Genomic DNA, 19413 nt, shown 5'->3' with positions numbered 1-19413 from the left:
GAATTTACTGTCCTCTCTTGCATTCCGGCTTCCTAGTTTTGTCAGTCAAGCAGGTCTATTCTCTGTTACCTTACCCGATGGAGTTCAAGATAGAGTCCGGGCGCAAAGCAGTCCGCCACAGAGCGCACTTGACAAGCTAACAGACCACTACTTCTACAGAGTTAATGTTGGGCTGAGGCGCAAGATTCGATCTGGTGATTCTATTTATATCCAGGAGTGGCAAGCGATTCAAATTAGGCTAAAAGGGAACTTGATTGAAAATGGAGACTGTGGCGATGGCAAGGTTACCTTTCAGTGGGTATTGCCCATTCGTCTGCTAGACAGTGTTGCAGATGGGGTGCTTTATAGTCGTTATCCCAATCTTAAAGGGCGCAAGATTCGAGGAGACGAGACGAGCTTGATCAGCGAATGGAACTCAATTCGTCAGGCAATCTCTGAGGTGCATCAGTGTTATTGAGCGCAATTGATACGCCTGATCCTGTGGAGGCTGTTCAAACATCTTTCAAGTTTCGGCAGCGATCGAGCAGAACACGCTAATCTAAATAAATGAGCATTTTTTACGGTTGCTCTATCGTATTCTTCTGAAAAAGCCGATCGCCTGCCCCTACTTGAATTATGTTTGACGCTCTCGCCGACCGCTTAGAACAAGCCTGGACAAAGATTCGAGGTCAAGACAAAATCTCGGAATCCAATGTAAAAGACGCTTTGCGGGAAGTTCGTCGTGCTTTGCTCGAAGCCGATGTCAATCTACAAGTCGTCAAAGATTTTGTCGCTGAAGTGGAGCAAAAAGCCCTCGGCGCACAGGTGATTTCGGGCGTTCGTCCTGATCAGCAGTTTATCGAAATCGTCTACAACGAACTGGTCGAGGTGATGGGGGAGGCGAACGTTCCCCTGGCTGAGGCGACGACCAAACCGACGATCGTTCTCATGGCAGGTCTGCAAGGAACTGGAAAAACCACCGCCACCGCCAAACTTGCTCTGTATTTGAAGAAAGAAGAATTCAAAACGCTATTGGTGGCAACGGATGTCTACCGACCCGCGGCGATCGATCAGCTTGTCGCATTAGGGAAACAAATCAACATTCCCGTTTTTGAATTGGGCAAAGATGCCAACCCCGTCGAGATTGCGCGTCAGGGGGTCGAACGAGCCAGAGCAGAAGGCTTTGACTTTGTAATCATTGACACGGCGGGTCGGCTCCAAATTGACGAGTCGATGATGGGCGAACTTGCTCAAATCAAAGAAACCATTCAGCCCCACGAAACGCTGTTAGTCGTCGATGCGATGACGGGGCAAGAAGCCGCTAACCTGACGCGCACTTTTCATGAGCAGATTGGCATCACGGGCGCAATTCTCACCAAGATGGATGGGGATACCCGCGGTGGTGCGGCCCTGTCAGTGAGACGAATTTCTGGGCAGCCGATCAAATTTATTGGGGTTGGCGAAAAGGTTGATGCGTTGCAGCCGTTTTATCCCGATCGCATGGCTTCCCGTATTCTTGGCATGGGCGACGTACTGACGCTGGTCGAAAAAGCCCGCGAAGAAGTCGATTTTGCCGAAGCCGAGAAAATGCAGGAGAAAATTCTCTCTGCCAAGTTTGACTTTACCGACTTTCTCAAACAGACTCGCTTACTCAAAAATCTGGGATCTTTGGGTGGCGTTCTCAAAATGATCCCCGGTATGAACAAACTGAGCAGCGAACAACTCCAGCAAGGAGAAACGCAGCTTAAAAAAGCAGAAGCGATGATCGGCTCGATGACTGTGCAAGAGCGCAAAGATCCCGATCTGTTGGCTAGTTCTCCCAGTCGTCGTCGTCGGGTCGCTAAAGGATCGGGCTTTGGGGAGAAAGATGTCAGCGATCTGGTGAGCAACTTCCAAAAAATGCGGAACATGATGCAGCAGATGGGTCAGGGCAACTTTTCTGGAATGCCCGGAATGCCTGGGATGGGTGGCGGAATGCCCGGAATGGGCGGCGGAATGCCTGGAATGGGTGGTGGCAATCCCTACGGCCAGGCCCCTCCTCCCGGCTGGCGCGGCTATCCTGCAATGGGCAACCCTGGCAAAAAGAAGAAAAACAAAGACAAGAAAAAGAAAGGATTTGGCAATCTGTAGCGACCCCTTGCGGGTAACTTGAAGAGATCGCTTCCCTCAAATTAAGAAACCGCGATCGGGCTGTGATAATATGGATAGTCCATGATCTTTTCAGTGCAGATTATCGAATTGCCCCAAGCAAACCGTTAATCGACTCTCAACTTAGTAATTCACAGGAGTTCACTTTCTTAGCATGATCAAACTGCGATTAAAGCGATATGGCAAAAAGCGTGAAGTCAGCTACCGGATCGTAGCCGCGCAAAGCACCACCCGACGCGACGGTAGACCCCTTGCGGAGCTTGGCTTTTATAACCCCAGAACCGATGAAACCCGGCTGAATGTCCCCGCAATTTTGGATTGGATCAGCAAAGGCGCACAACCGACTGAAACCGTCCGGAGCATTCTCAGAAGAGAAAACGTCTTTGCGACCGCAAGCAGTGAGCCAGTGAGTGAACCCGTCAGTGAGCAGGTCAGTGGCTGATAATTCTTCTATTCATCCTGACTATGCGGGGCTGGTCACGTTTTTGGTGAAGCCCTTTTTGGAGGCACCAGAGTCTCTCAGAGTAGACTGCGAAGTTGTGGCAAATCGATCGCGGGTTTGGGTTCGGTTGGCGTTTGACGGGTCGGATAAAGGGCGTGTGTTTGGTCGCGGTGGGCGCAATATTCAGGCGATTCGATCGGTGCTAGAAGGTGTGGCAAAGGCGGCGGGCTATTCTGCTGTTTTAGATATTTTTGGCAGTCAGAGCGATCGAGAGTCTGACTCTGAAAGGCCTTCAGTCGGGTCACGCGGCGAAGCTCCGTCTCGATCAACGGCTCCCAGAAGTGTGCCAAAACCTCGCCCCAAGCTGAGTGAGTAAACGCTGCTTAAAGTCGATCGACGTTCGCAAGGGCGCAACCTATAAGAATTGAAAGAAGGCACCTGAAATGTCTACATTAAGACAGAAATTCGGGTGTCTTTAACGTTTTAATTTCCGGTTTGAAGGGTTAGTACCTCATTAAGAGAGGGATGAGGGGTGAGAAAACTGCTGTCATCGGTTCAGAGATGTTAGTATCCCTCACTTCATTCCTGACAGACTAGTAGTTTGAGTTCCTATTGTCGATTACAAAACTTTTAGAATCTGCATGGTAGACACTTTAACCGTCCAATTGCCCAGTATTGAAAGCGCGATCGCTCTCTCAGGAACCCAGGAAGATAACCTGAAGACGTTGGCTCGTCAGACAGGAGCAGCGCTGGTTTTGCGGGGTCAAGAGTTGCTGATTTCTGGAACTGCTAATCAAGTGGAGTTGTGCCATCGGTTGATTCAGGCGCTTAAGGATTATTGGACTCAGGGCAAGCCGATTACCAGCGTTGATATTCTCACGGCTCGTCAGGCATTGGATACCGATCGCGAAGACGAACTGCAAGACCTTCAGCGAGATATGCTGGCGCGGACTCGACGCGGAGATGCGATCAGAGCGAAGACATTTCGGCAGCGGCAATATATTCAAGCGGTGCGGACGCATGATTTGACGTTTTGTATTGGGCCAGCAGGAACAGGAAAAACCTATCTGGCGGCGGTTTTGGCGGTTCAGGCACTATTGGCTAATGAATACGAACGGTTGATTTTGACTCGTCCGGCGGTCGAAGCGGGAGAAAAGTTGGGCTTTTTGCCAGGAGACTTGCAGCAGAAGGTCAATCCTTATCTGCGACCGCTGTATGATGCGCTGTATGAATTTGTCGATCCTGAAAAAATTGCAGGCTTGATGGAGCGAGGTGTAATCGAAGTGGCTCCGATCGCTTACATGCGAGGCCGCACTTTAAACAACGCCTTTGTGATCATTGACGAAGCACAAAATACAACGCCAGCGCAAATGAAAATGTTACTGACGCGCATCGGGTTTAAATCCAAAATGGTCGTAACGGGCGATTTGACACAGACTGACTTGCCCTACAATCAAACATCAGGGTTGGGAATGGCAGAACGAATCTTACGATCGGTGGATGGCGTAGCGTTTTGCAATCTCTCAAAGGCAGATGTGGTGCGTCATCCACTGGTGCAGAAAATCGTGGAAGCTTACGAAAAGTTTGAGAGTTAGACGGTAAATTATGGATGCGTACAAACAGCGAGTTGCCAACTTCTACAATTCCAGAACTGATTACGATAATGAGGTGACTCGCGAACGGGCCCTGCGTCTGATCAACTATGCGCCCCCTCAGCCTGGACAGCAGATTTTAGATGTAGCCACTGGGACAGGAACCGTGGCGATCGCGGCCTCTCAAATCGTGGGTGCTGATGGACATGTGATTGGGATTGACATCGCTACGAATCTGCTGAATCTAGCAAAACAGAAATCAGTTGAGTTACAGAATATTGAATGGATTGAAACGGACGCTGAGACGATCGAATTTGCACCGGATCAATTCGACGGGATTTATTGTTCATATGCGATCGTACTGCTTGCTGATATTCCGTTAGCATTACAAAAATGGTTTCGTTATCTAAAATCACACGGGGTTTTAGCATTCACCAGTTTTTCTGAAACGTCCTTTCTCACGCCTGCAATTAGTCAGGCCTGTGACCGCTGTGGTATTTCCCTTCCCAATCTCCACATTCCACTTGGAACGCCTGAAAGAATTCGTCAACTACTGGGTGAAATAGGGTTCCATGCGGTTGAAATTCATACCGAGCAACGAGGAACTTACCGGAGTCTTGAGGATGCTAAAAGTCGTTGGAATGGTCAATTTTGGCTACATCCAGACGATCCATTCGTAGCGCTAGAGTCGGATCGCATTCAACAGCTTAAACATGAATTTGATGCGATCGTCGAAACTCTCGTCACTGATCAGGGCGTGTGGGATGAAGCCACGACCTTTTTTGTGGTTGCTTACAAGCTTTAATGAAATTTTAGTGCAGTCTATGTGGTTCTTGTCCAACTGTTAGCAGATCCCTGTATAACTTCAGATAAGTAGGAGGTTCTAAAACGGCGGTTGCACGATAAAGGTTGCACGATAAAGCTTGCACTAAAGGTTGCACTATGAAAACGAAGATTTTCTTGGTTTGTTCTGGCTTGGGGAATGTGCAGCGAGGCTACGAATCCTTTGCGCGAGAATGCTTTGATGAACTGTCTAAAGAATCGTCGATCGACATCACGCTATTTAAAGGCGGCGGATCGGCGGCAAAAAAAGAAATTTCCTTGTGGAACATTCCTCGCAAAAGCTGGATTGGCATTCAATTAGGGAGACTTGTTTTGGCGATCGGAGAACGGGTAAGAGGACGACGCAACTACGACGCATACTACGTTGAGCAGGCAGCCTTTACCCTGAGTCTTTTGCCCCATATTCAACGCCACAAGCCGGACATCATTTACTTTAGCGACGATAGCATTGGCAACTTTTTGGGCGTTTGGCGGCGATTAACGAAGCAATCTTACAAGTTGATCTTTTGCGATGGCGGGCCGATGTCTCCGGCTGCTCCTCGCTGTGATCACGTTCAACGGTTAGCGCCTGCCCATTTTCAACTCGCTCTCGATCATGGTGTGCCTGCTGATACGCAAACGCTGCTTCCTTTGGGGTTCAATATTTCCCGTGATTTGTGTCTGCTGACGGCGACCGAAAAAACAACATTACGCCAGCAGTTAAATCTGCCTACTGATCGTCCTTTGGTGCTGTCTGTCGGAACCATCGATCGCTCCCACAAGCGCATGGATTATGTGATTCAAGAAGTCGCAAGCCTGCCTGAGCCACGTCCTTATTTGCTATTAATGGGGCAACAGTCTTCAGAATCCGTCGAAGTCATTCAGCTTGGAAAGCGTCTGCTAGGCGACAATTTTGAGGTGAGAACGGTGGCGTTGAGTGAGATTGATCACTACTACAAAGTTGCAGATTGTTTTGTGCTGGCTTCGGTGTCAGAGGGCTTTGGGCGAGTGCTGGTTGAGTCGATGGCGTATGGCTTACCTTGTTTGGCGCACGACTATGAAGTGACACAGTTTGTCGTTGGTAAGGAAGGCTATTTAGCTGATTTTAGTCAACGTGGAATGCTTGCCCAACAAATCACTCAAGTATTAGCAAACCAGGATTTTGAGCAGTACCCCTTGCAGGTAACTCGGAGCGACCGCCGTCATCAAAGCGTTTACGATCGCTTCTCCTGGGATACGCTGCGTCCAAAGTACCTGGAAATGTTTAATAAAGTGCTGTGATGCAGAGTTGAACGATAGAAATAAGAACAGTAATGAAGCAGAATTAGCAGTCTATTGACACGGATCAAAAGCAAAAAAAGATTGGTGAATGACATTTGAGAGATACAGAGGGTGATGTTCAGTGTGAGTATCTGATCTACGCTCGCACATCTTTGAGAGGTTATTTTCGGGAGCGATCGGATGTCTCCTACAAAACCTGGGAAGAAGGAGACAAACCGCCCGACTTTGTTCTAGAAATCACGTCGAAATCAACCCGCAGTAACGATCAGGGCGCAAAAAAAGGAATCTACGCATTCTTGGGCGTTCGCGAATATTTTCAATATGATCCCACAGGTGACTATCTCGTTCCTCAACTACAAGGATTACGGCTTGACGAAAGTAATTACTATCCCATTCCATCTAGCGTTGTTGAAGGTGATGTAATTTCTATTCACAGTGACACTTTGGGGTTAGATTTGCGCGTCAATTCTAGTGGTGAACTTCGCTTTTATGATCCAACAACGGGTCAAAAACTGATGGCGCATGAAGAGTTAGATCAGGCACTTCGAGAGACAGAAGAACGGGCAAATCAGGAAGCGGCGGCTCGACAAGAAATGGCAGCGCGTTTGGCAGAAATGGAGGCGAAATTACAAGAGCTACAGGGAGATAGTCCCTAAGTTTGCAGTTCTAACAAATGCTAAAAGTGAGAAACTAAAAGTGAGAAAATAGACAAATTGCAGCAAAGAGTGGATTATGGTTAGCGAAGTGAAGACAGTTTCAGGGCGTGGGATTCCGCTGGTGGGCAACGACATTGACACCGATCGCATCATTCCCGCTCGATTTTTGCGTTCTGTAACCTTTGATGGGTTGGGTGCAGCGGTGTTTATTGACGATCGCACTCAGGCAAACGGTCAGCATCCCTTTGATCTGCCGCAGTATCAAGGCGCTAAGATTTTGGTCGTGAATGGAAACTTTGGCTGTGGCTCTAGTCGAGAACATGCACCACAAGCGATCGCTAGATGGGGCATTCGGGCGATTGTAGGTGAGAGTTTTGCCGAAATCTTTTTTGGAAACTGTGTGGCGATGGGTATTCCCTGTGTGACGGCTGATTCCAGCGTGACGAAGCAGCTACAAGAAATTCTCACTGACAATCCGCAGGCTGAAATTAAGGTGGATTTGGAAACATTACAGGTGACGAGCGGCGAATTTGAGGGCGCGATCGCAATGGGTGACGGAGCGCGAATGATGCTGACTTCTGGAACGTGGGATGCTTGCGGTCAGCTAGTCGCTCAGAAAGATCAAATCCAGAAAACGGCTGCTAACCTGCCTTATGTGACCTGGAGCAAAATAGCGGCTTAAGAGGGATGAGGGATGAGGCAAAATAGACTTGTTTGTGAGTTTCGGTAAGGTGGTCAAGAAGAAATAATTGCCTTCTGGAAGTTTTTGCCACTCATGAGAACGAAATCGTTCACTTTTCATCCCTCATCCTTCATCCCTCATCCCTCAAGCTATGGTGATTCTTCTAGTTGGTGTAACGGCTTCTGGTAAATCGACGATCGGGCTAATGTTGGCCAACATGCTCGACTGGAATTTTATTGATGCTGACTATATGCACTCGATGGAACATATTCACAAACTGATGCGGGGCGTGCCGTTGACGGATGACGATCGCCAGGTGTGGTTAGAATGTCTTCAAGATGCAGTTGAGTATAGTTTGCGAGAAAACAGCAATTTAATTTTGGCGTGTTCGCTGCTCAAAGCCAGCTATCGAGATCGGCTACGGCTGGATAACAATGAGGTCAAGATGGTTTATCTCAAAGGGTCTACACAACTGCTGCGACAACGCTTTCGCGATCGTAAACCGCACTTTATGTCGCCTTCGATGTTGTCTACTCAATTGGCGACGATCGAAGAACCTCACAACGCTTATGAAGTCAACATCGACCAATCTGCCGAAGAAACCGCCCATCAGATTCTACTCATGCTCGACTTGTGGGATCGCAATTGATCGATTCGTTATATTCCTGGTCTTGATAGGTCGATTACAATTGTGGCAGAGGTAGTTGAAATGGTGCGGACATTCCCGCTCATGGGTCTTTATAGATCTACGCAAAACGATTACCGCCATTGTCCAGTCGGGCGAACAGGGTGGTTATGTAGCTGAATGCTCAGAGGTCGCCGTTGTCACCCAGGCTGACACGCTTGATGAGTTGGTGAGTAATCTACAAGAGGCGGTTGCTCTACATCTAGAAGACGAAGATACTGCTGCCCTTGGTTTGGTTGAACAGCCTGCTCTGGTTGTTACGTTTGAGCTACTACCAGCCTGTGCCCAAGCTCAAAAGGCTTTCAGGAACTGAGGTGATTCGCATCTTTAGCCAGTTGGGTTTGAAGTTTACAGTCAAAAGGGGAGCCACGTTAAGTTGCGTCGGGTTGGCGACGATGGCAATGAAACTTTCACAATTCCAAACCATCGAGAACTAGATGCAGGAACCTGCAAGGCTATTTTTCGCCAGGCAAGCCAGTACGTTCCTGAAGCAGAACTGTATCCGTACTTCTATAGACTAAGAGAAGACTAAGGGAAAATGAGCAGATTGCCGTGTGTGGGCGATTGTGCTTTAATCAGATGTTTTTATTGACCAGCGGCTAAAGGGATGTTTTGATAAGTTGGAATTGTAGTAGCGCGGATCGTGGGAAACGTCTTCGCCGATCCAGTCGGGACGGTCGATCGCTTGCTCTGCGTTCTGTAATTCGACTTCAGCAATGATCAATCCCTGGTTTTCTCCTAAGAATTCATCGACTTCCCAAACTAAGTTTCCTAAACTGATCTTATAGCGATATTTTTCGATTATCGGAGGTTCGCAGAGTGTGTTTAACAGTTCATTCGCATCAGTGATCGAAATCTCATATTCAAATTCTGCTCTAGCGATTCCTTTGGTATCTCCTTTGATGGTTAAGAATCCTTGATCTCCAGCCACGCGAATTCTCACCGTTCTTCCCGGTTGACTGATGATGTAGCCCTGACGGTACAACACTCCGGTGGCTAGTGTGCGCCAGCGATCGTTCTTGACTAAAAACTTTCGTTCAATTTCAACAGCCATACTCAAATGACGAGAGATAAATTATTACTGACAATCTTTAAGTTAAACAGTGATTTCTGCTTTTTGCCTCATTCATCCCTTTATTTACCTTGCATATACAAAAACGCATCGACTTCTGCGGCAGTGGGTTGGGCATCGATCGCACCCGATCGAGTGGTCGTCAACGCTCCCGCAGCACTGGCATACGCAACGACTTGTCTCGCAACCTCTGGATCACTCAAACTGTGAATGCCTCGCTGACAAAGCTGATGAACAAACCCCGCTACAAAACTGTCTCCGGCTCCCGTAGTTTCTTCGACATCGATTTCAAAAGCGGGAATTTTGCCTTCGTTGTCGCCCAGACAGTAAGCAGCACCCTGTTCGCCAGCCGTGACCAATACGCCTTCTAGCGTACCAATCCGATGAGCGATCACGCCCGGATCGGTTGTGCCAAACAGCCATTGGGCTTCTTCGTCGGCTAGTTTGAGAAAGTCAACTCGCTTGATCAATTCGTGAATCATCGGCGGGGCCGCGTTTTGATCTGACCAGAAGACGGGTCGCCAATTGACATCTAAAACCACTTTGACAAAAAATTGTTCTGCCAGTTCTAGTGCACGCGCGATCGCGGCTCGACTGTCAAAATACGCGAGTTCTAATGTGCCCAAAACTAGAAAGTCGGCTGATTCAAATAATGCAGAAGGCAACTGACTAGCTTGGAGATGCGTGTCTGCAAATTCTGCTGAGTTGCGCTGGTCTCCGAAGGCCACAAAACTACGATCGCCTGTTTCCGATCGCAACACCATGACCGTTCTAGTTGGCGCAGTCGGATGATACTGAATGCCCGTCGTGTCTACCGGAATTGAATTAAGCAACTCGACCAGCGATCGCCCCATTTCATCCTGTCCTACACAGCCGACAAACGCTGAAGGAGTCCCTAATTTTGGCAATGCACAAGCCACATTTGCCGGAGCGCCTCCCGGATATGATGTCCAAGAATCGACGGCTTCGAGCGATCGACCGGGCTGATTGGAGATGCGATCGAACAAGATTTCGCCTAGACAAATGACACGGGGATGAGTCACGGCAGTTCCTTTGCGAATAGTATTTTTATACTGTGCAACTTACTTATACAGAAGGATGAATCTTACAATCGAATTTGCTGGATTGATTTAACAAACGCCCCTCCCATAAGGTAGATTTCTCAAAAGTTTCTTGAGCCTACGAGAAATCACACAGATCTTCTTTTTCTCAGTGGTAAAATTTTTCTCGATAGGTTGTCTTTGAATCGGCGAAGAACTCATGCTTCAAAAGCTCACGGTCTCAGTGCTGTTGGTCGGTCTGCAATTGGGGTTGATGCCCGGTCTTCTCTCGGCTGCCCCAAGGCCGCGTCGATCGCCTGCTGCCCTGCCGCCTTCGAGACTCTTCATTCCTGCTAGTTCTCTCTGTACCTTGATGCGCCCGATTCGTCCTCTGAGTCTTCTCTCTTATCGAATGCCATCGCTTTTGGCAAATTCCGCGGACGAACCTTTGGCATCTGTTGCGGTGCAGTATGCTGCGATCGCGCAAGTCGATAGAGCGTTGGGGGTGATCACTTCAGTCAAAGATCCGTTTTTGAAGGCGACAAAGCTGGTCGAGATTGCGAATCTTCAACCGCCGCAAGCAGCCCGTTCTACGTTGGCTCTGGCGCTCAAAACGGCTCGATCGCTCAAAAATAATTATGACTACGATGCTGCGATGATTGAGATCGCTCAGGGCTATGTGACGGCGGGTGACTTTAAGACGGCGATGCAGTTGGCACGATCGCTCAAAGAGAATGCTTCGAGGGTAGAGGCTTTGACCCAAGTTGCACTCAAATCGGCTGCGGTGGGGCAATCCGATCAGGCAAGGCAAGCCATTCTAACGATTTCGGGCCGTGATGCTCAGGAGACAGCAATGAATCAATTGGCGCTCCAGTACGCTAAGGCAGGGGACTATGAGCAAGCCTTTAGAGTCAGTCGATCGCAGCGTGACGGTGCTCATCGTAGTACGTTGTCAGATCTGATGTGGGCAGCTTTGGATTCTGGTAAAACAAGCCAGTTTGCTCAGTTGATTGAGTTGGAACGTGATGATTGTGCGAGATACGAAGCGGCGGAAAGTGCAGCACGAGGGCGGCTATTTTTGGATAAGTCTGACAGATCTGACCAAGTCAAGCAGCGGTTGTCTTTGGCAGTGACGATCGCTCAGAGCATTCAAGACTCTAATCTTAAGGAGAATGTGTTGGCGACGATCGCGGCTGAATCTGCCAAACAAGGTCAAATCGAATCGGCACTACAAATTAGCCAAACGTTACCAGACGGGTCTCGTAAAGATCAGGCATTGGTTGAGATTGCGCGACACTACCTCAAGCTCAATCAGCCTGATACAGCGTTAAAGATTGCAAATACAATCAAGACTTCTACGCTTCTAGCGACGCTTCTTCCTGAGATTGCCAAGCGCTACACCCAAGCCGGACAACCCGAAAAAGCCTCTCCTCTCCTCTCACAAGCATTAGACCTCGCCAAATCAATCAACGCCTCCCCATTCGCGTCTCCCATTCCCTCACCTCGCATTCCCTCATTTCCCACCAATCCAATCATCTCTCCCATCCCCCCTGCCCCGTCGCTCCGAGAGTCCCCGCCCCTCAGATAGCCCCGATCAGCTTATGAAATCTGGCAGTTCTCTACGACAGCCTGAATCGACTGGATGAAGCAAAGCCCCTAATACCCAGAACCGTCGCAATTTTTGATCGTACCCTCGGACAGGATCATCCCCACGCCACAAGTGCCCATCAATGGTGGCAAGCCATTCACAACCCCAAACATCCATAAACTCTCAAACACGGCTGATACACTAAAAACATCCCTTACTGGTTCAAACTGATGGACTTCTACACCCTCGTCTTGAGACAAAGCGCAGGCCATTGGGTCGCCCTATGTCTCGAAAATGGCATCGTTGGGCAGGGAGACACTCAAGACACCGCCATTCAAAAGCTCAAAGCAGCGATCGACTCCCTTCAAATGGTCGATGAGTCAGACAAAGATATTTACTCAGAACCCGTCTCCATCAGAGCATTGCATGAGTTTCTAAACATCGGCTCTCAAGAACCAACCTCAGAAACTTATGAATTACGGGCTGTCTATGCCTAAGAACATCCCTTCACTCTACTGTCGAACCGTTGAAGACCAGAAAAGGATTGTCCCGATCGATAGTCGGTGCAGGTGAAATGTCTCCAGCTTATGTATTGAGAATCTTCAGACAATTTGGTTTCACAGACAAGGAAACCGAAGAACTGCTGGCCTAATGCTGTTTGGTTTTTGCAAATTGAATTGCGGATCAAAAGCGTTCTCTAGAAGCATCAAGAGACGAGAACGATCGCTCTCAAGATTGATGATCGCGCTGGAAGAACTCTGACACAATAACGCTGGATGGCAAAAAAGTGATGTCGTCTGTTCTTTTTGGGCTGAGAATTATGATCAAGTCGTGGATGGTCATCGGACTCGTAACGTTTTTGGTGGCGTTGGGCGGTAGTCTTCTCAGTCCCAAAGATATCAAATGGTTCAATCGCTTGCGCCGCCCTCGCTGGCTGACGTTTGAGAAGCTGATTCCTGTGATTTGGACGATTGTCTTCATTTGCGGTGCATGGTCAGCCTACAGTGTGTGGGAGCAGACTCAAAGCTGGCCCTTAATGGCGTATTATCTGCTGGTTGAGATTGCAATTATTCTCTATTCCCCGGTCATGTTCCGAACGCGCAGTTTGAAAGTAGGCACCTTCATTGGGGGATTAGGGTTTTTGCTGGGAATCCCGCTCACGCTTCTCGTATGGCAAGTTTCAGGCTGGGCTGCTTTGTTGTTAGTGCCTTATTTATTGTGGAGTCCGATCGGCACCTACACCACCTGGGAAATGAGCAAACTCAATCCTGAATCTGCTTGAGAAAACATGAATTTGATCTGGTTTTTTCTGCTTCGTTGTACAACGCTTCTGCCCCCCAACCCCCCAATCTGGGGGACTTTAAGAGGAGAGGAATTTGGAGGCAATCTAAATCTGTAATCAAAACGGAAGCTTCCTCTAATTGATATTAAGAAAGTATTGAGAAGCCTAACTCATCCCTCATCCTTCCTCGCGCAGCGGAACGCTGTTCTCCCTCATCTCTCCTTAACGTTGTAGGATCAGAAAGTGCAAAAAAGGAGCAACATATGACTCGCGCAATCATGGAAACGGACAAGGGCACTATTCATATCGACATGTTCGATGCAGATGCTCCCAACACGGTTCAGAATTTCGTCGATTTGGCCAACAAGGGCTTCTATAACGGGCTTAATTTTCACCGGGTCATTCCCAATTTTATGATTCAAGGCGGCTGTCCTCAAGGGACTGGAACGGGCGGCCCTGGCTATGAAATCAACTGTGAAATCAACAAAAATAAGCATCTGGCGGGTACGTTGTCGATGGCTCACGCAGGACGCAACACAGGCGGCAGTCAATTTTTTATCTGCCATTCGCCTCAGTCTCATCTAGACGGAAAACACACCACCTTTGGGCAAACCCAGGATATGGATGTCGTGAATGCAATTCGTCAAGGTGACAAAATTATCTCAGTGAAGATCGAAGCCTAAGAGACGCTTGGGTTTTGGAGGATGAGTTAAACCGCAGATCTCACCTTTCAGAACCCAAAGCTGATCTCCCAAACGCTAACAGCTCTCACCATTTGGTGATCCACCCATACTAAAAACCACGCTTCAAGGCGGATTCGCATTCCTGGTAGATCAGGAAGACGCGATCGAACCCCTGCCACCTGAGCCACATTCCGAACTTTGCTAAAACCTTAGCATTCAGAGTTGTTCCAGTCTTTTCCAAAAACAGCCCTATCAACGGTGCAGCAGCTTTAAAGACTAGGAGAACGAACTGCTTCGGAAGATTAAACTGTTTGAGCCGCATTAGCTTCTCATCGACCGAGGTTTTCAGCCGTTTTGTGCGCCAAACTTTGATCAATTCCCTTGCTTTCATCGGATTCCCCTGAGTGGTCTGGTAAGCAATCAGGGTTTTATATTCCAACGCATCCAGCGGATGGAATCCTTCTCCTGATCGGGGGTATAGAACAATTTCATTGTTGTCGTTCAGGTGCCCGCCATAACTTGCTTGGAGAGAAAGATTGCAGTCCAGTTTTAGCCTGCCTCACGAAGAATTAAAATAAACAAGGTGTTTTCTTGACTAAATCTTTAATATTTTCTGCGAGTTTTACGGGGTTAATGCAAAAGGCGCTTGTTCAACGTTCTCAAACTCGCCCATATTTGGCGGTCAATGGTCGGGTCGAGGTGTCTTGACCCATCAGCCATGCCCAAATCTGATCGCCGTAAGAGAAATGCCACCATTCATTCCAGTGTTGTTTGAATCCAGACGCGAGCATTACTTTCTCAAGCAGTTGGCGATGTTGATGATATTGTTGTTCTTTATAGTCAGTACTATTTGCAAAATGATTGGGGTGCGATCGCTCCGAGATTTCATCGATCGCTGAACCCAGGTCGATCGTGTCTCCTAATTCATCAATTAAAGTAATATCGATCGCGGCTCCCGTACTGTGAGGCGGTGGCATTGTGGGATCAAGGTTTGGGACTGCCCAGAATTGATAGACTTGCTGAAAAATTTCTTGACGCTGCTCATCGGTCAGGCTGGCTGGATCTAAACTTCTGGATTGCACAAGTTCTAAAAAAGTGTAATCCACCATGAATTGTTGAACCGCAACCGGACGGTAAGCATCAAAGATTTGAAGTTGCCAACCGGAATGGATTTTTTGCAGCATTTTTTGAGCCGTGAGCAAGCGATCGACCACTCCCTGACGCAGATAAAAGGGCGATTTTTCTCCATAAGGCGCACCCAATTTTTGATAAGGATGAGGCGACACAAGCGAGAAATTAGCTGGAATCGCAACTAGAGGTTCGCTGCACTCTACGATCGCAACTTGCTGATAAGGCTTCATAGAAAGCATAAAAGAGTGTGACAAGTCGGCTGCTTTTGGGTCTGAGTCGCGTATAGTTTAGCAGTCTTCTGTCATTCAAAATCAGCGTGAATTTTCCTGTTTATATCTGGGGTATTCATCCACATTTTTTGTTTGAGACGATCGCTTACAGTGTCGCTCTGCGTCTCAGTTTGCGAAATTTTCGGAAGGACATTATTCCCGCTACTCAAAGAAGTTCGATCGTCGTCGGTGGATTAGTCGGTGCATTGATCGGCGCAAAGCTGCTCGTCATTTTGCAACACATTGATTTATTTTGGCAACATCAAGAACAATTCTGGTTACTGTTGCTACAGGGTAAAACGGTGGTGGGTGCGCTGATTGGTGCAGTAGCAGGCGTTGAACTGATCAAGAAAATTATCGGGGTCAAGCAATCGACTGGAGATGCCTTCGTTTATCCGTTGATTTTGGGAACGGCGATCGGGCGCATCGGCTGCTTTTTAACTGGGTTAAGCGATCAAACCTATGGCACTCCCACCGCGCTCCCGTGGGGCTTTGACTTTGGAGATGGGATTCTCCGTCATCCCACTCAGTTATACGAGATTGCATTTCTATTCGCGTTGTTAATATTTTTGAAGTGGCGTTGCCAACGGCTCTCGCAAAGCGATGCGCGCTTCCAATCAGAATCCGGTGATTTGTTCAAGTTTTATATGATCGCTTATTTAAGCTTTCGCTTTCTCATTGACTTCATCAAACCTGATTTCCACCCCGTTCTCAACCTGAGCGCCATTCAAATCGCCTGTCTATTCGCTCTCTTATGCTACCGAGCCACGATTCCCAAGTTATTCCAATTCTCAAAACTATAACCTCCCTCATCCCTCATCCCTCATCCCTCATCCCTCATCATGCCTACTCGCCCCTACCTCTTCTACGCTTTAACCAATAGTGTTTGCTCGAAGTGTTTAACGAAAGTCGAAGCAAAAATTATTTTCAGAGATGAGAATGTTTATTTAGTCAAACACTGTCTAATTCACGGTCAAGAAGAAGTTTTAATTGCTGACGACATTGACTATTACAAACAGTGTCAAGAGTTTATTAAACCAGGAGATATGCCGCGCAAATTCAATACACCAATCCGGTATGGCTGTCCTTATGATTGTGGGCTATGTCCTGATCATGAACAGCATAGTTGTTTGACCTTGGTGGAAGTGAGCGATCGCTGTAATCTTTCTTGTCCGATCTGTTATGCAGACTCCGGGGCTGAAGAGTTTTCCTCTGCGAATCAACCGCGTCAACATCGCAGTCTACAACAAATTGAACAAATGCTAGACAACGTGGTTGCGAATGAAGGAGAACCGGATATTGTACAAATTAGCGGTGGTGAACCGACGATTCATCCAGAGTTTTTTGAAATTCTAGAAATCGTTAAGCGCAAGCCCATTAAACACTTGATGATTAATACCAATGGCGTGAGAATTGCGACCGATCGTGCCTTTTGTGAACGCCTCAGTCAATACATGCCGGGTATCGAAATCTACTTGCAGTTTGATAGTTTTGAAGCACAAGCCTTGAAAGAATTGCGAGGAGCAGACTTAAGAAATATTCGCGAGAAAGCGATCGCTAACCTCAATGAATTCAAGATTTCAACCACGTTGGTCGTCACGCTTAAAAAAGGATTGAATGATCACGAGATTGGCAAGATTATTGAATACGGACTACAACAGCGATGTGTGAGAGGTGTCACCTTTCAGCCCATTCAAGCCGCTGGAAGACTGAAGGATTTTGACCCGAAGCGCGATCGCTACACCTTGACCGAGGTTCGTCGTGCCATTTTAGAACAAAGTCCTCACTTTCAGCCCAAAGATTTGCTGCCTGTTCCTTGTCATCCGGACTGTTTGGCACTGGCATACGCGCTAAAAGTTAACGGTAAAGTGATTCCTTTAACTGGGTTACTCGACCCTACAGCGTTTTTAGAAGTGATGCCAAACTCAGTTTTATATGAACAAAATGAAGACCTGAAAAAACAGATTTTCAAACTTTTTTCAGCCAGTCATTCTCCAAGTTCTTCGGCGACAACTTTAAGACAGCTTTTGTGTTGTTTACCGATGCTGCCAGTGCCGTCAGGAATTACCTATGAGAATGTGTTTCGAGTGATTATTATGCAGTTTCTAGATCCGTTTAACTTTGACGTGCGATCGGTCAAGCGTTCCTGTATTCACATTGCTCACCCTGACGGTAGAATCATTCCTTTTGATACTTACAATATGTTTTACCGCGAAGGAAGTGTAGGTTATCCTCTCGTCTCAAATCGACTTCAGGAGCAAGTGTAATGTCACAGCAAAGCGAATTGAGAGATATTGTTGGAGGAGTTTTTCTGGCATTTGGACTCAACATTCTAGCAGTTATTTTCTTTGTAGGAATGGCAGCGCTGTTTACAAACCTTCAACTCCCTTCAATTCCAATTATTTTTGTGTACTTGACCTTTGGAATCGGATTATCTCAGTTAATTTATATTGTCCCGATCGCCGTTCGATTTGCGAGAAGACAACAATGGGGACGCATGAAAGGCGTGATCATCGGTGCAGTAATCACAGCTTTATTGAATGGGAGCTGCTTCTATATTATTGGAGGAATGCGTTTCTAAAACTGATTTCTTCTAACATTCAATTAGCTTCTTGAACTGTTCATTTTCTCGAAGCTGCTCAAAAGAAGGGTCAGTTTTTGCAACTTCTTTAGCTCTTTCTGGATTCAAATTAATGGCTTGTTGAAGACTCTCGATCGCTAACTCAACTTCACCCTGCAAGGCATAACATCTAGCCTTACCAAACCAGGCCGAAAAGAAATCTGATTTGATAGAAGTTGCCTTTTCGTAAGCGGTGATCGCTTCTCCATTCCGCTGTAGTTTTGCAAATGCAACCCCTTTTCCAAACCATGCTTCTGAGAAATCTGATTTGATTTGAGTGGCTTTTTCGTAAGCAGCGATCGCTTCTTCTATCTTCTGCAATTTTGCCAGGGCTGCCCCGCGACTAAACCAGGCTTTTGCGTTGTCAGGTTCAATCTGGATGGCTTTGTCATAAGAAGCAATCGCTTCCTCAAATCGTCCCTCAAAATAGAAAGCTTTGCCCTGCTCAATGTAGTCGTGAACTGTGAAAGAAAGCTGAGAGTTTTGTGATTTTAACCATTCAAGCTGTCTAGTTAAAGTTTGAATTTTCTGCTGAGTTTCAGGTGTGGTCGAGTCTCGAACTAGAGAAGGGGTGATTTGGGAAAGTTCTTGAATGATCTGATCTTTCTCTTTTTGAGTGTCTGAAAATAGACTTTTTAGTTGAGATAACTGATCTTCAAATTCAGCTTTTAACTTTTCAATCTCCTGTTGAAAGACTTCTGTTTGTTTCTTAAATTCTGCTGTTACTTCTGCTTCAAGCTGTTTGTGAACTTCTTCCTGAACTTGTTTCTTAGTCTCATTAATAATCTGATTGACCACACTACGACGAATGAACCAAACACCCACCGCAATTAACACAGGCAAAGCTGTTAATACCCCCAATAAAACATTCAATAAAGTTGTTGTATGTCCAAACGCTCGATCGACTTCTTCTTGAATCTGCGTCCGAATCACAAAGCTCTTTTCTAAATCATCTTCCACCAACTGTTGAAGTTGTCTGTCTTCTCTCAATCGCTCCAGTTTTTCCCAAAATGAGTTGTAAGTGGGCGACGGAGCCGTTAATTGAGGAGGCGGTGAAGACGCTGCCAACGCGGTGCCCGTCCAGAGGCAAAAAGTTAGAACTACGATCGCACAAGCTACTTCAACTTGAGCCTTAATCCTCATCACTTATCCTCAGATCGTCACTCCTTAAGATAACCTGACCGTCCATCCGATCGCTTGATTATTTTTTAGCATCTTCAGCAAAAATGCGACCTGCTCATCAACAAACCAGGATATTTTTCTGAATTCGACCATTCAAATTTCTTTTCTTTTATTAAATATCATCATAATTTCTAGCAGATGAATCCTCTAATTTTTGCTAGAGCCGCACTATGACCGCCCCTAAACTTTTCTGAGTCTCCCCGCCCAATTTCAGATTCGGCTGCCCCAAAGCGTCAGGAACAGTGCTTGCCCGATCTCA

At 47.1% G+C, this 19413-nt stretch carries 24 protein-coding genes and 1 pseudogene; 20 read left to right on the top strand and 5 right to left on the bottom strand.

The genetic code is table 11. From position 1 onward, the window contains the following. The 12 genes and pseudogenes from ACKFKF_RS11250 to ACKFKF_RS11195 all read left to right on the top strand — a co-directional run. A partial coding sequence (locus ACKFKF_RS11250; protein ID WP_446867791.1) for a hypothetical protein occupies positions 1-457 on the top strand: 457 nt, incomplete at its 5' end. Positions 458-615: 158 nt separating this feature from the next. After that, positions 616-2109, top strand: coding sequence for a signal recognition particle protein (ffh, locus tag ACKFKF_RS11245; protein ID WP_446858848.1), 1494 nt, complete (start codon positions 616-618; stop codon positions 2107-2109). Between the two features lie 172 nt (positions 2110-2281). Beyond that, the gene (gene rpsP / locus ACKFKF_RS11240; protein ID WP_446858849.1) at positions 2282-2569 is read left to right on the top strand and encodes a 30S ribosomal protein S16; all 288 of its coding nucleotides are present in this window, start codon (positions 2282-2284) and stop codon (positions 2567-2569) included. Beyond that, positions 2562-2945, top strand: coding sequence for a KH domain-containing protein (locus ACKFKF_RS11235; protein ID WP_446867790.1), 384 nt, complete (start codon positions 2562-2564; stop codon positions 2943-2945). Before rpsP ends, ACKFKF_RS11235 begins: the two co-directional genes overlap by 8 nt. Positions 2946-3210: 265 nt before the next feature. Beyond that, a complete protein-coding gene (locus tag ACKFKF_RS11230; RefSeq protein WP_446867789.1) occupies positions 3211-4164 on the top strand; it encodes a PhoH family protein in 954 nt (317 codons plus the stop codon). Between the two features lie 10 nt (positions 4165-4174). Beyond that, positions 4175-4966 (top strand): class I SAM-dependent methyltransferase, encoded by a 792-nt coding sequence (locus ACKFKF_RS11225; RefSeq protein ID WP_446858852.1) that lies wholly within the window; start codon positions 4175-4177, stop codon positions 4964-4966. 137 nt (positions 4967-5103) lie between these two features. Further along, entirely contained in the window at positions 5104-6264 is a 1161-nt protein-coding gene (locus tag ACKFKF_RS11220; protein WP_446867788.1) for a glycosyltransferase family 4 protein, read from the top strand. Between the two features lie 95 nt (positions 6265-6359). Continuing rightward, on the top strand, positions 6360-6920 hold the full coding sequence (locus tag ACKFKF_RS11215) for a Uma2 family endonuclease (RefSeq protein WP_446867787.1): 561 nt from the start codon (positions 6360-6362) through the stop codon (positions 6918-6920). A gap of 76 nt (positions 6921-6996) precedes the next feature. Next, positions 6997-7602: a 3-isopropylmalate dehydratase small subunit gene (leuD, locus tag ACKFKF_RS11210; protein ID WP_446867786.1), complete on the top strand. Its 606-nt coding sequence runs from the start codon at positions 6997-6999 to the stop codon at positions 7600-7602. A 151-nt stretch (positions 7603-7753) separates the two neighbouring features. Next, positions 7754-8251 (top strand): gluconokinase, encoded by a 498-nt coding sequence (locus ACKFKF_RS11205; protein WP_446867785.1) that lies wholly within the window; start codon positions 7754-7756, stop codon positions 8249-8251. Positions 8252-8306: 55 nt separating this feature from the next. Then, on the top strand, positions 8307-8600 hold the full coding sequence (locus ACKFKF_RS11200) for a type II toxin-antitoxin system HicB family antitoxin (protein ID WP_446867784.1): 294 nt from the start codon (positions 8307-8309) through the stop codon (positions 8598-8600). A gap of 36 nt (positions 8601-8636) precedes the next feature. After that, a pseudogene (locus tag ACKFKF_RS11195) lies at positions 8637-8819 on the top strand (type II toxin-antitoxin system HicA family toxin); the annotation flags it as partial. Between the two features lie 39 nt (positions 8820-8858). On the opposite strand, the gene ACKFKF_RS11190 reads toward ACKFKF_RS11195, so the two are convergent. Beyond that, entirely contained in the window at positions 8859-9341 is a 483-nt protein-coding gene (locus ACKFKF_RS11190) for a CYTH domain-containing protein (protein WP_446867783.1), read from the bottom strand. Positions 9342-9421: 80 nt separating this feature from the next. Then, positions 9422-10402 (bottom strand): carbohydrate kinase family protein, encoded by a 981-nt coding sequence (locus ACKFKF_RS11185; protein WP_446867782.1) that lies wholly within the window; start codon positions 10400-10402, stop codon positions 9422-9424. Positions 10403-10619: 217 nt separating this feature from the next. Here ACKFKF_RS11185 and ACKFKF_RS11180 point away from each other — a divergent pair, with 217 nt between their 5' ends. From ACKFKF_RS11180 to ACKFKF_RS11160, 5 genes are all read left to right on the top strand, one after another. Further along, positions 10620-11987, top strand: a complete 1368-nt coding sequence (locus ACKFKF_RS11180; protein WP_446867781.1) for a tetratricopeptide repeat protein — start codon at positions 10620-10622, stop codon at positions 11985-11987. A gap of 20 nt (positions 11988-12007) precedes the next feature. After that, positions 12008-12166 carry a tetratricopeptide repeat protein gene (locus ACKFKF_RS11175; RefSeq protein WP_446858921.1) on the top strand — a complete coding sequence of 53 codons (159 nt, stop codon included), beginning with the start codon at positions 12008-12010 and terminating at the stop codon, positions 12164-12166. Between the two features lie 51 nt (positions 12167-12217). Further along, a complete protein-coding gene (locus ACKFKF_RS11170) occupies positions 12218-12484 on the top strand; it encodes a hypothetical protein (RefSeq protein ID WP_446858860.1) in 267 nt (88 codons plus the stop codon). A 293-nt stretch (positions 12485-12777) separates the two neighbouring features. Then, complete coding sequence (locus ACKFKF_RS11165; protein ID WP_446858861.1) at positions 12778-13269, top strand: TspO/MBR family protein; 492 nt, start codon at positions 12778-12780, stop codon at positions 13267-13269. Positions 13270-13532: 263 nt separating this feature from the next. After that, the gene (locus ACKFKF_RS11160; protein ID WP_446867780.1) at positions 13533-13952 is read left to right on the top strand and encodes a peptidylprolyl isomerase; all 420 of its coding nucleotides are present in this window, start codon (positions 13533-13535) and stop codon (positions 13950-13952) included. Positions 13953-14061: 109 nt separating this feature from the next. Here ACKFKF_RS11160 and ACKFKF_RS11155 read toward each other — a convergent pair whose 3' ends face one another. Both ACKFKF_RS11155 and ACKFKF_RS11150 read right to left on the bottom strand, forming a co-directional pair. Further along, positions 14062-14343, bottom strand: coding sequence for a hypothetical protein (locus ACKFKF_RS11155; RefSeq protein WP_446867779.1), 282 nt, complete (start codon positions 14341-14343; stop codon positions 14062-14064). Between the two features lie 268 nt (positions 14344-14611). Continuing rightward, positions 14612-15313, bottom strand: coding sequence for a M15 family metallopeptidase (locus ACKFKF_RS11150; RefSeq protein ID WP_446867778.1), 702 nt, complete (start codon positions 15311-15313; stop codon positions 14612-14614). 86 nt (positions 15314-15399) lie between these two features. On the opposite strand from ACKFKF_RS11150, the gene ACKFKF_RS11145 reads away from it, so the two are divergent. From ACKFKF_RS11145 to ACKFKF_RS11135, 3 genes are read left to right on the top strand one after another with little or no spacing between them, the layout of a single operon-like run. Then, on the top strand, positions 15400-16155 hold the full coding sequence (locus ACKFKF_RS11145; protein ID WP_446867777.1) for a prolipoprotein diacylglyceryl transferase: 756 nt from the start codon (positions 15400-15402) through the stop codon (positions 16153-16155). A gap of 39 nt (positions 16156-16194) precedes the next feature. Then, positions 16195-17619: a radical SAM protein gene (locus ACKFKF_RS11140; RefSeq protein ID WP_446867776.1), complete on the top strand. Its 1425-nt coding sequence runs from the start codon at positions 16195-16197 to the stop codon at positions 17617-17619. Further along, positions 17619-17933 (top strand): hypothetical protein, encoded by a 315-nt coding sequence (locus tag ACKFKF_RS11135; protein WP_446867775.1) that lies wholly within the window; start codon positions 17619-17621, stop codon positions 17931-17933. The genes ACKFKF_RS11140 and ACKFKF_RS11135 overlap by 1 nt, the downstream gene beginning before the upstream one ends. Before the next feature lie 12 nt (positions 17934-17945). Here the strand turns inward: ACKFKF_RS11135 and ACKFKF_RS11130 are convergent, their stop codons facing one another. Continuing rightward, the gene (locus ACKFKF_RS11130) at positions 17946-19115 is read right to left on the bottom strand and encodes a tetratricopeptide repeat protein (protein WP_446867774.1); all 1170 of its coding nucleotides are present in this window, start codon (positions 19113-19115) and stop codon (positions 17946-17948) included. Positions 19116-19413: the final 298 nt, after the last annotated feature.

It is taken from the genome of Phormidesmis sp. 146-12 (genome assembly GCF_052939495.1).
Note: the sequence above shows the minus strand (reverse complement) of the source record. Positions and strands in the feature narration are given on the sequence as shown.

Coding starts and splice junctions, on each gene's coding strand:
- ACKFKF_RS11170 (WP_446858860.1), top strand. CDS start 12,218: ATGGACTTCTACACCCTCGTCTTGAGACAAAGCGCAGGCCATTGGGTC.
- leuD (WP_446867786.1), top strand. CDS start 6,997: ATGGTTAGCGAAGTGAAGACAGTTTCAGGGCGTGGGATTCCGCTGGTG.
- ACKFKF_RS11130 (WP_446867774.1), bottom strand. CDS start 19,115: ATGAGGATTAAGGCTCAAGTTGAAGTAGCTTGTGCGATCGTAGTTCTA.
- ACKFKF_RS11165 (WP_446858861.1), top strand. CDS start 12,778: ATGTCGTCTGTTCTTTTTGGGCTGAGAATTATGATCAAGTCGTGGATG.
- ACKFKF_RS11135 (WP_446867775.1), top strand. CDS start 17,619: ATGTCACAGCAAAGCGAATTGAGAGATATTGTTGGAGGAGTTTTTCTG.
- ACKFKF_RS11225 (WP_446858852.1), top strand. CDS start 4,175: ATGGATGCGTACAAACAGCGAGTTGCCAACTTCTACAATTCCAGAACT.
- ACKFKF_RS11220 (WP_446867788.1), top strand. CDS start 5,104: ATGAAAACGAAGATTTTCTTGGTTTGTTCTGGCTTGGGGAATGTGCAG.
- rpsP (WP_446858849.1), top strand. CDS start 2,282: ATGATCAAACTGCGATTAAAGCGATATGGCAAAAAGCGTGAAGTCAGC.
- ACKFKF_RS11190 (WP_446867783.1), bottom strand. CDS start 9,341: ATGGCTGTTGAAATTGAACGAAAGTTTTTAGTCAAGAACGATCGCTGG.
- ffh (WP_446858848.1), top strand. CDS start 616: ATGTTTGACGCTCTCGCCGACCGCTTAGAACAAGCCTGGACAAAGATT.
- ACKFKF_RS11180 (WP_446867781.1), top strand. CDS start 10,620: ATGCTTCAAAAGCTCACGGTCTCAGTGCTGTTGGTCGGTCTGCAATTG.
- ACKFKF_RS11230 (WP_446867789.1), top strand. CDS start 3,211: ATGGTAGACACTTTAACCGTCCAATTGCCCAGTATTGAAAGCGCGATC.
- ACKFKF_RS11140 (WP_446867776.1), top strand. CDS start 16,195: ATGCCTACTCGCCCCTACCTCTTCTACGCTTTAACCAATAGTGTTTGC.
- ACKFKF_RS11155 (WP_446867779.1), bottom strand. CDS start 14,343: ATGAAAGCAAGGGAATTGATCAAAGTTTGGCGCACAAAACGGCTGAAA.
- ACKFKF_RS11150 (WP_446867778.1), bottom strand. CDS start 15,313: ATGAAGCCTTATCAGCAAGTTGCGATCGTAGAGTGCAGCGAACCTCTA.
- ACKFKF_RS11160 (WP_446867780.1), top strand. CDS start 13,533: ATGACTCGCGCAATCATGGAAACGGACAAGGGCACTATTCATATCGAC.
- ACKFKF_RS11205 (WP_446867785.1), top strand. CDS start 7,754: ATGGTGATTCTTCTAGTTGGTGTAACGGCTTCTGGTAAATCGACGATC.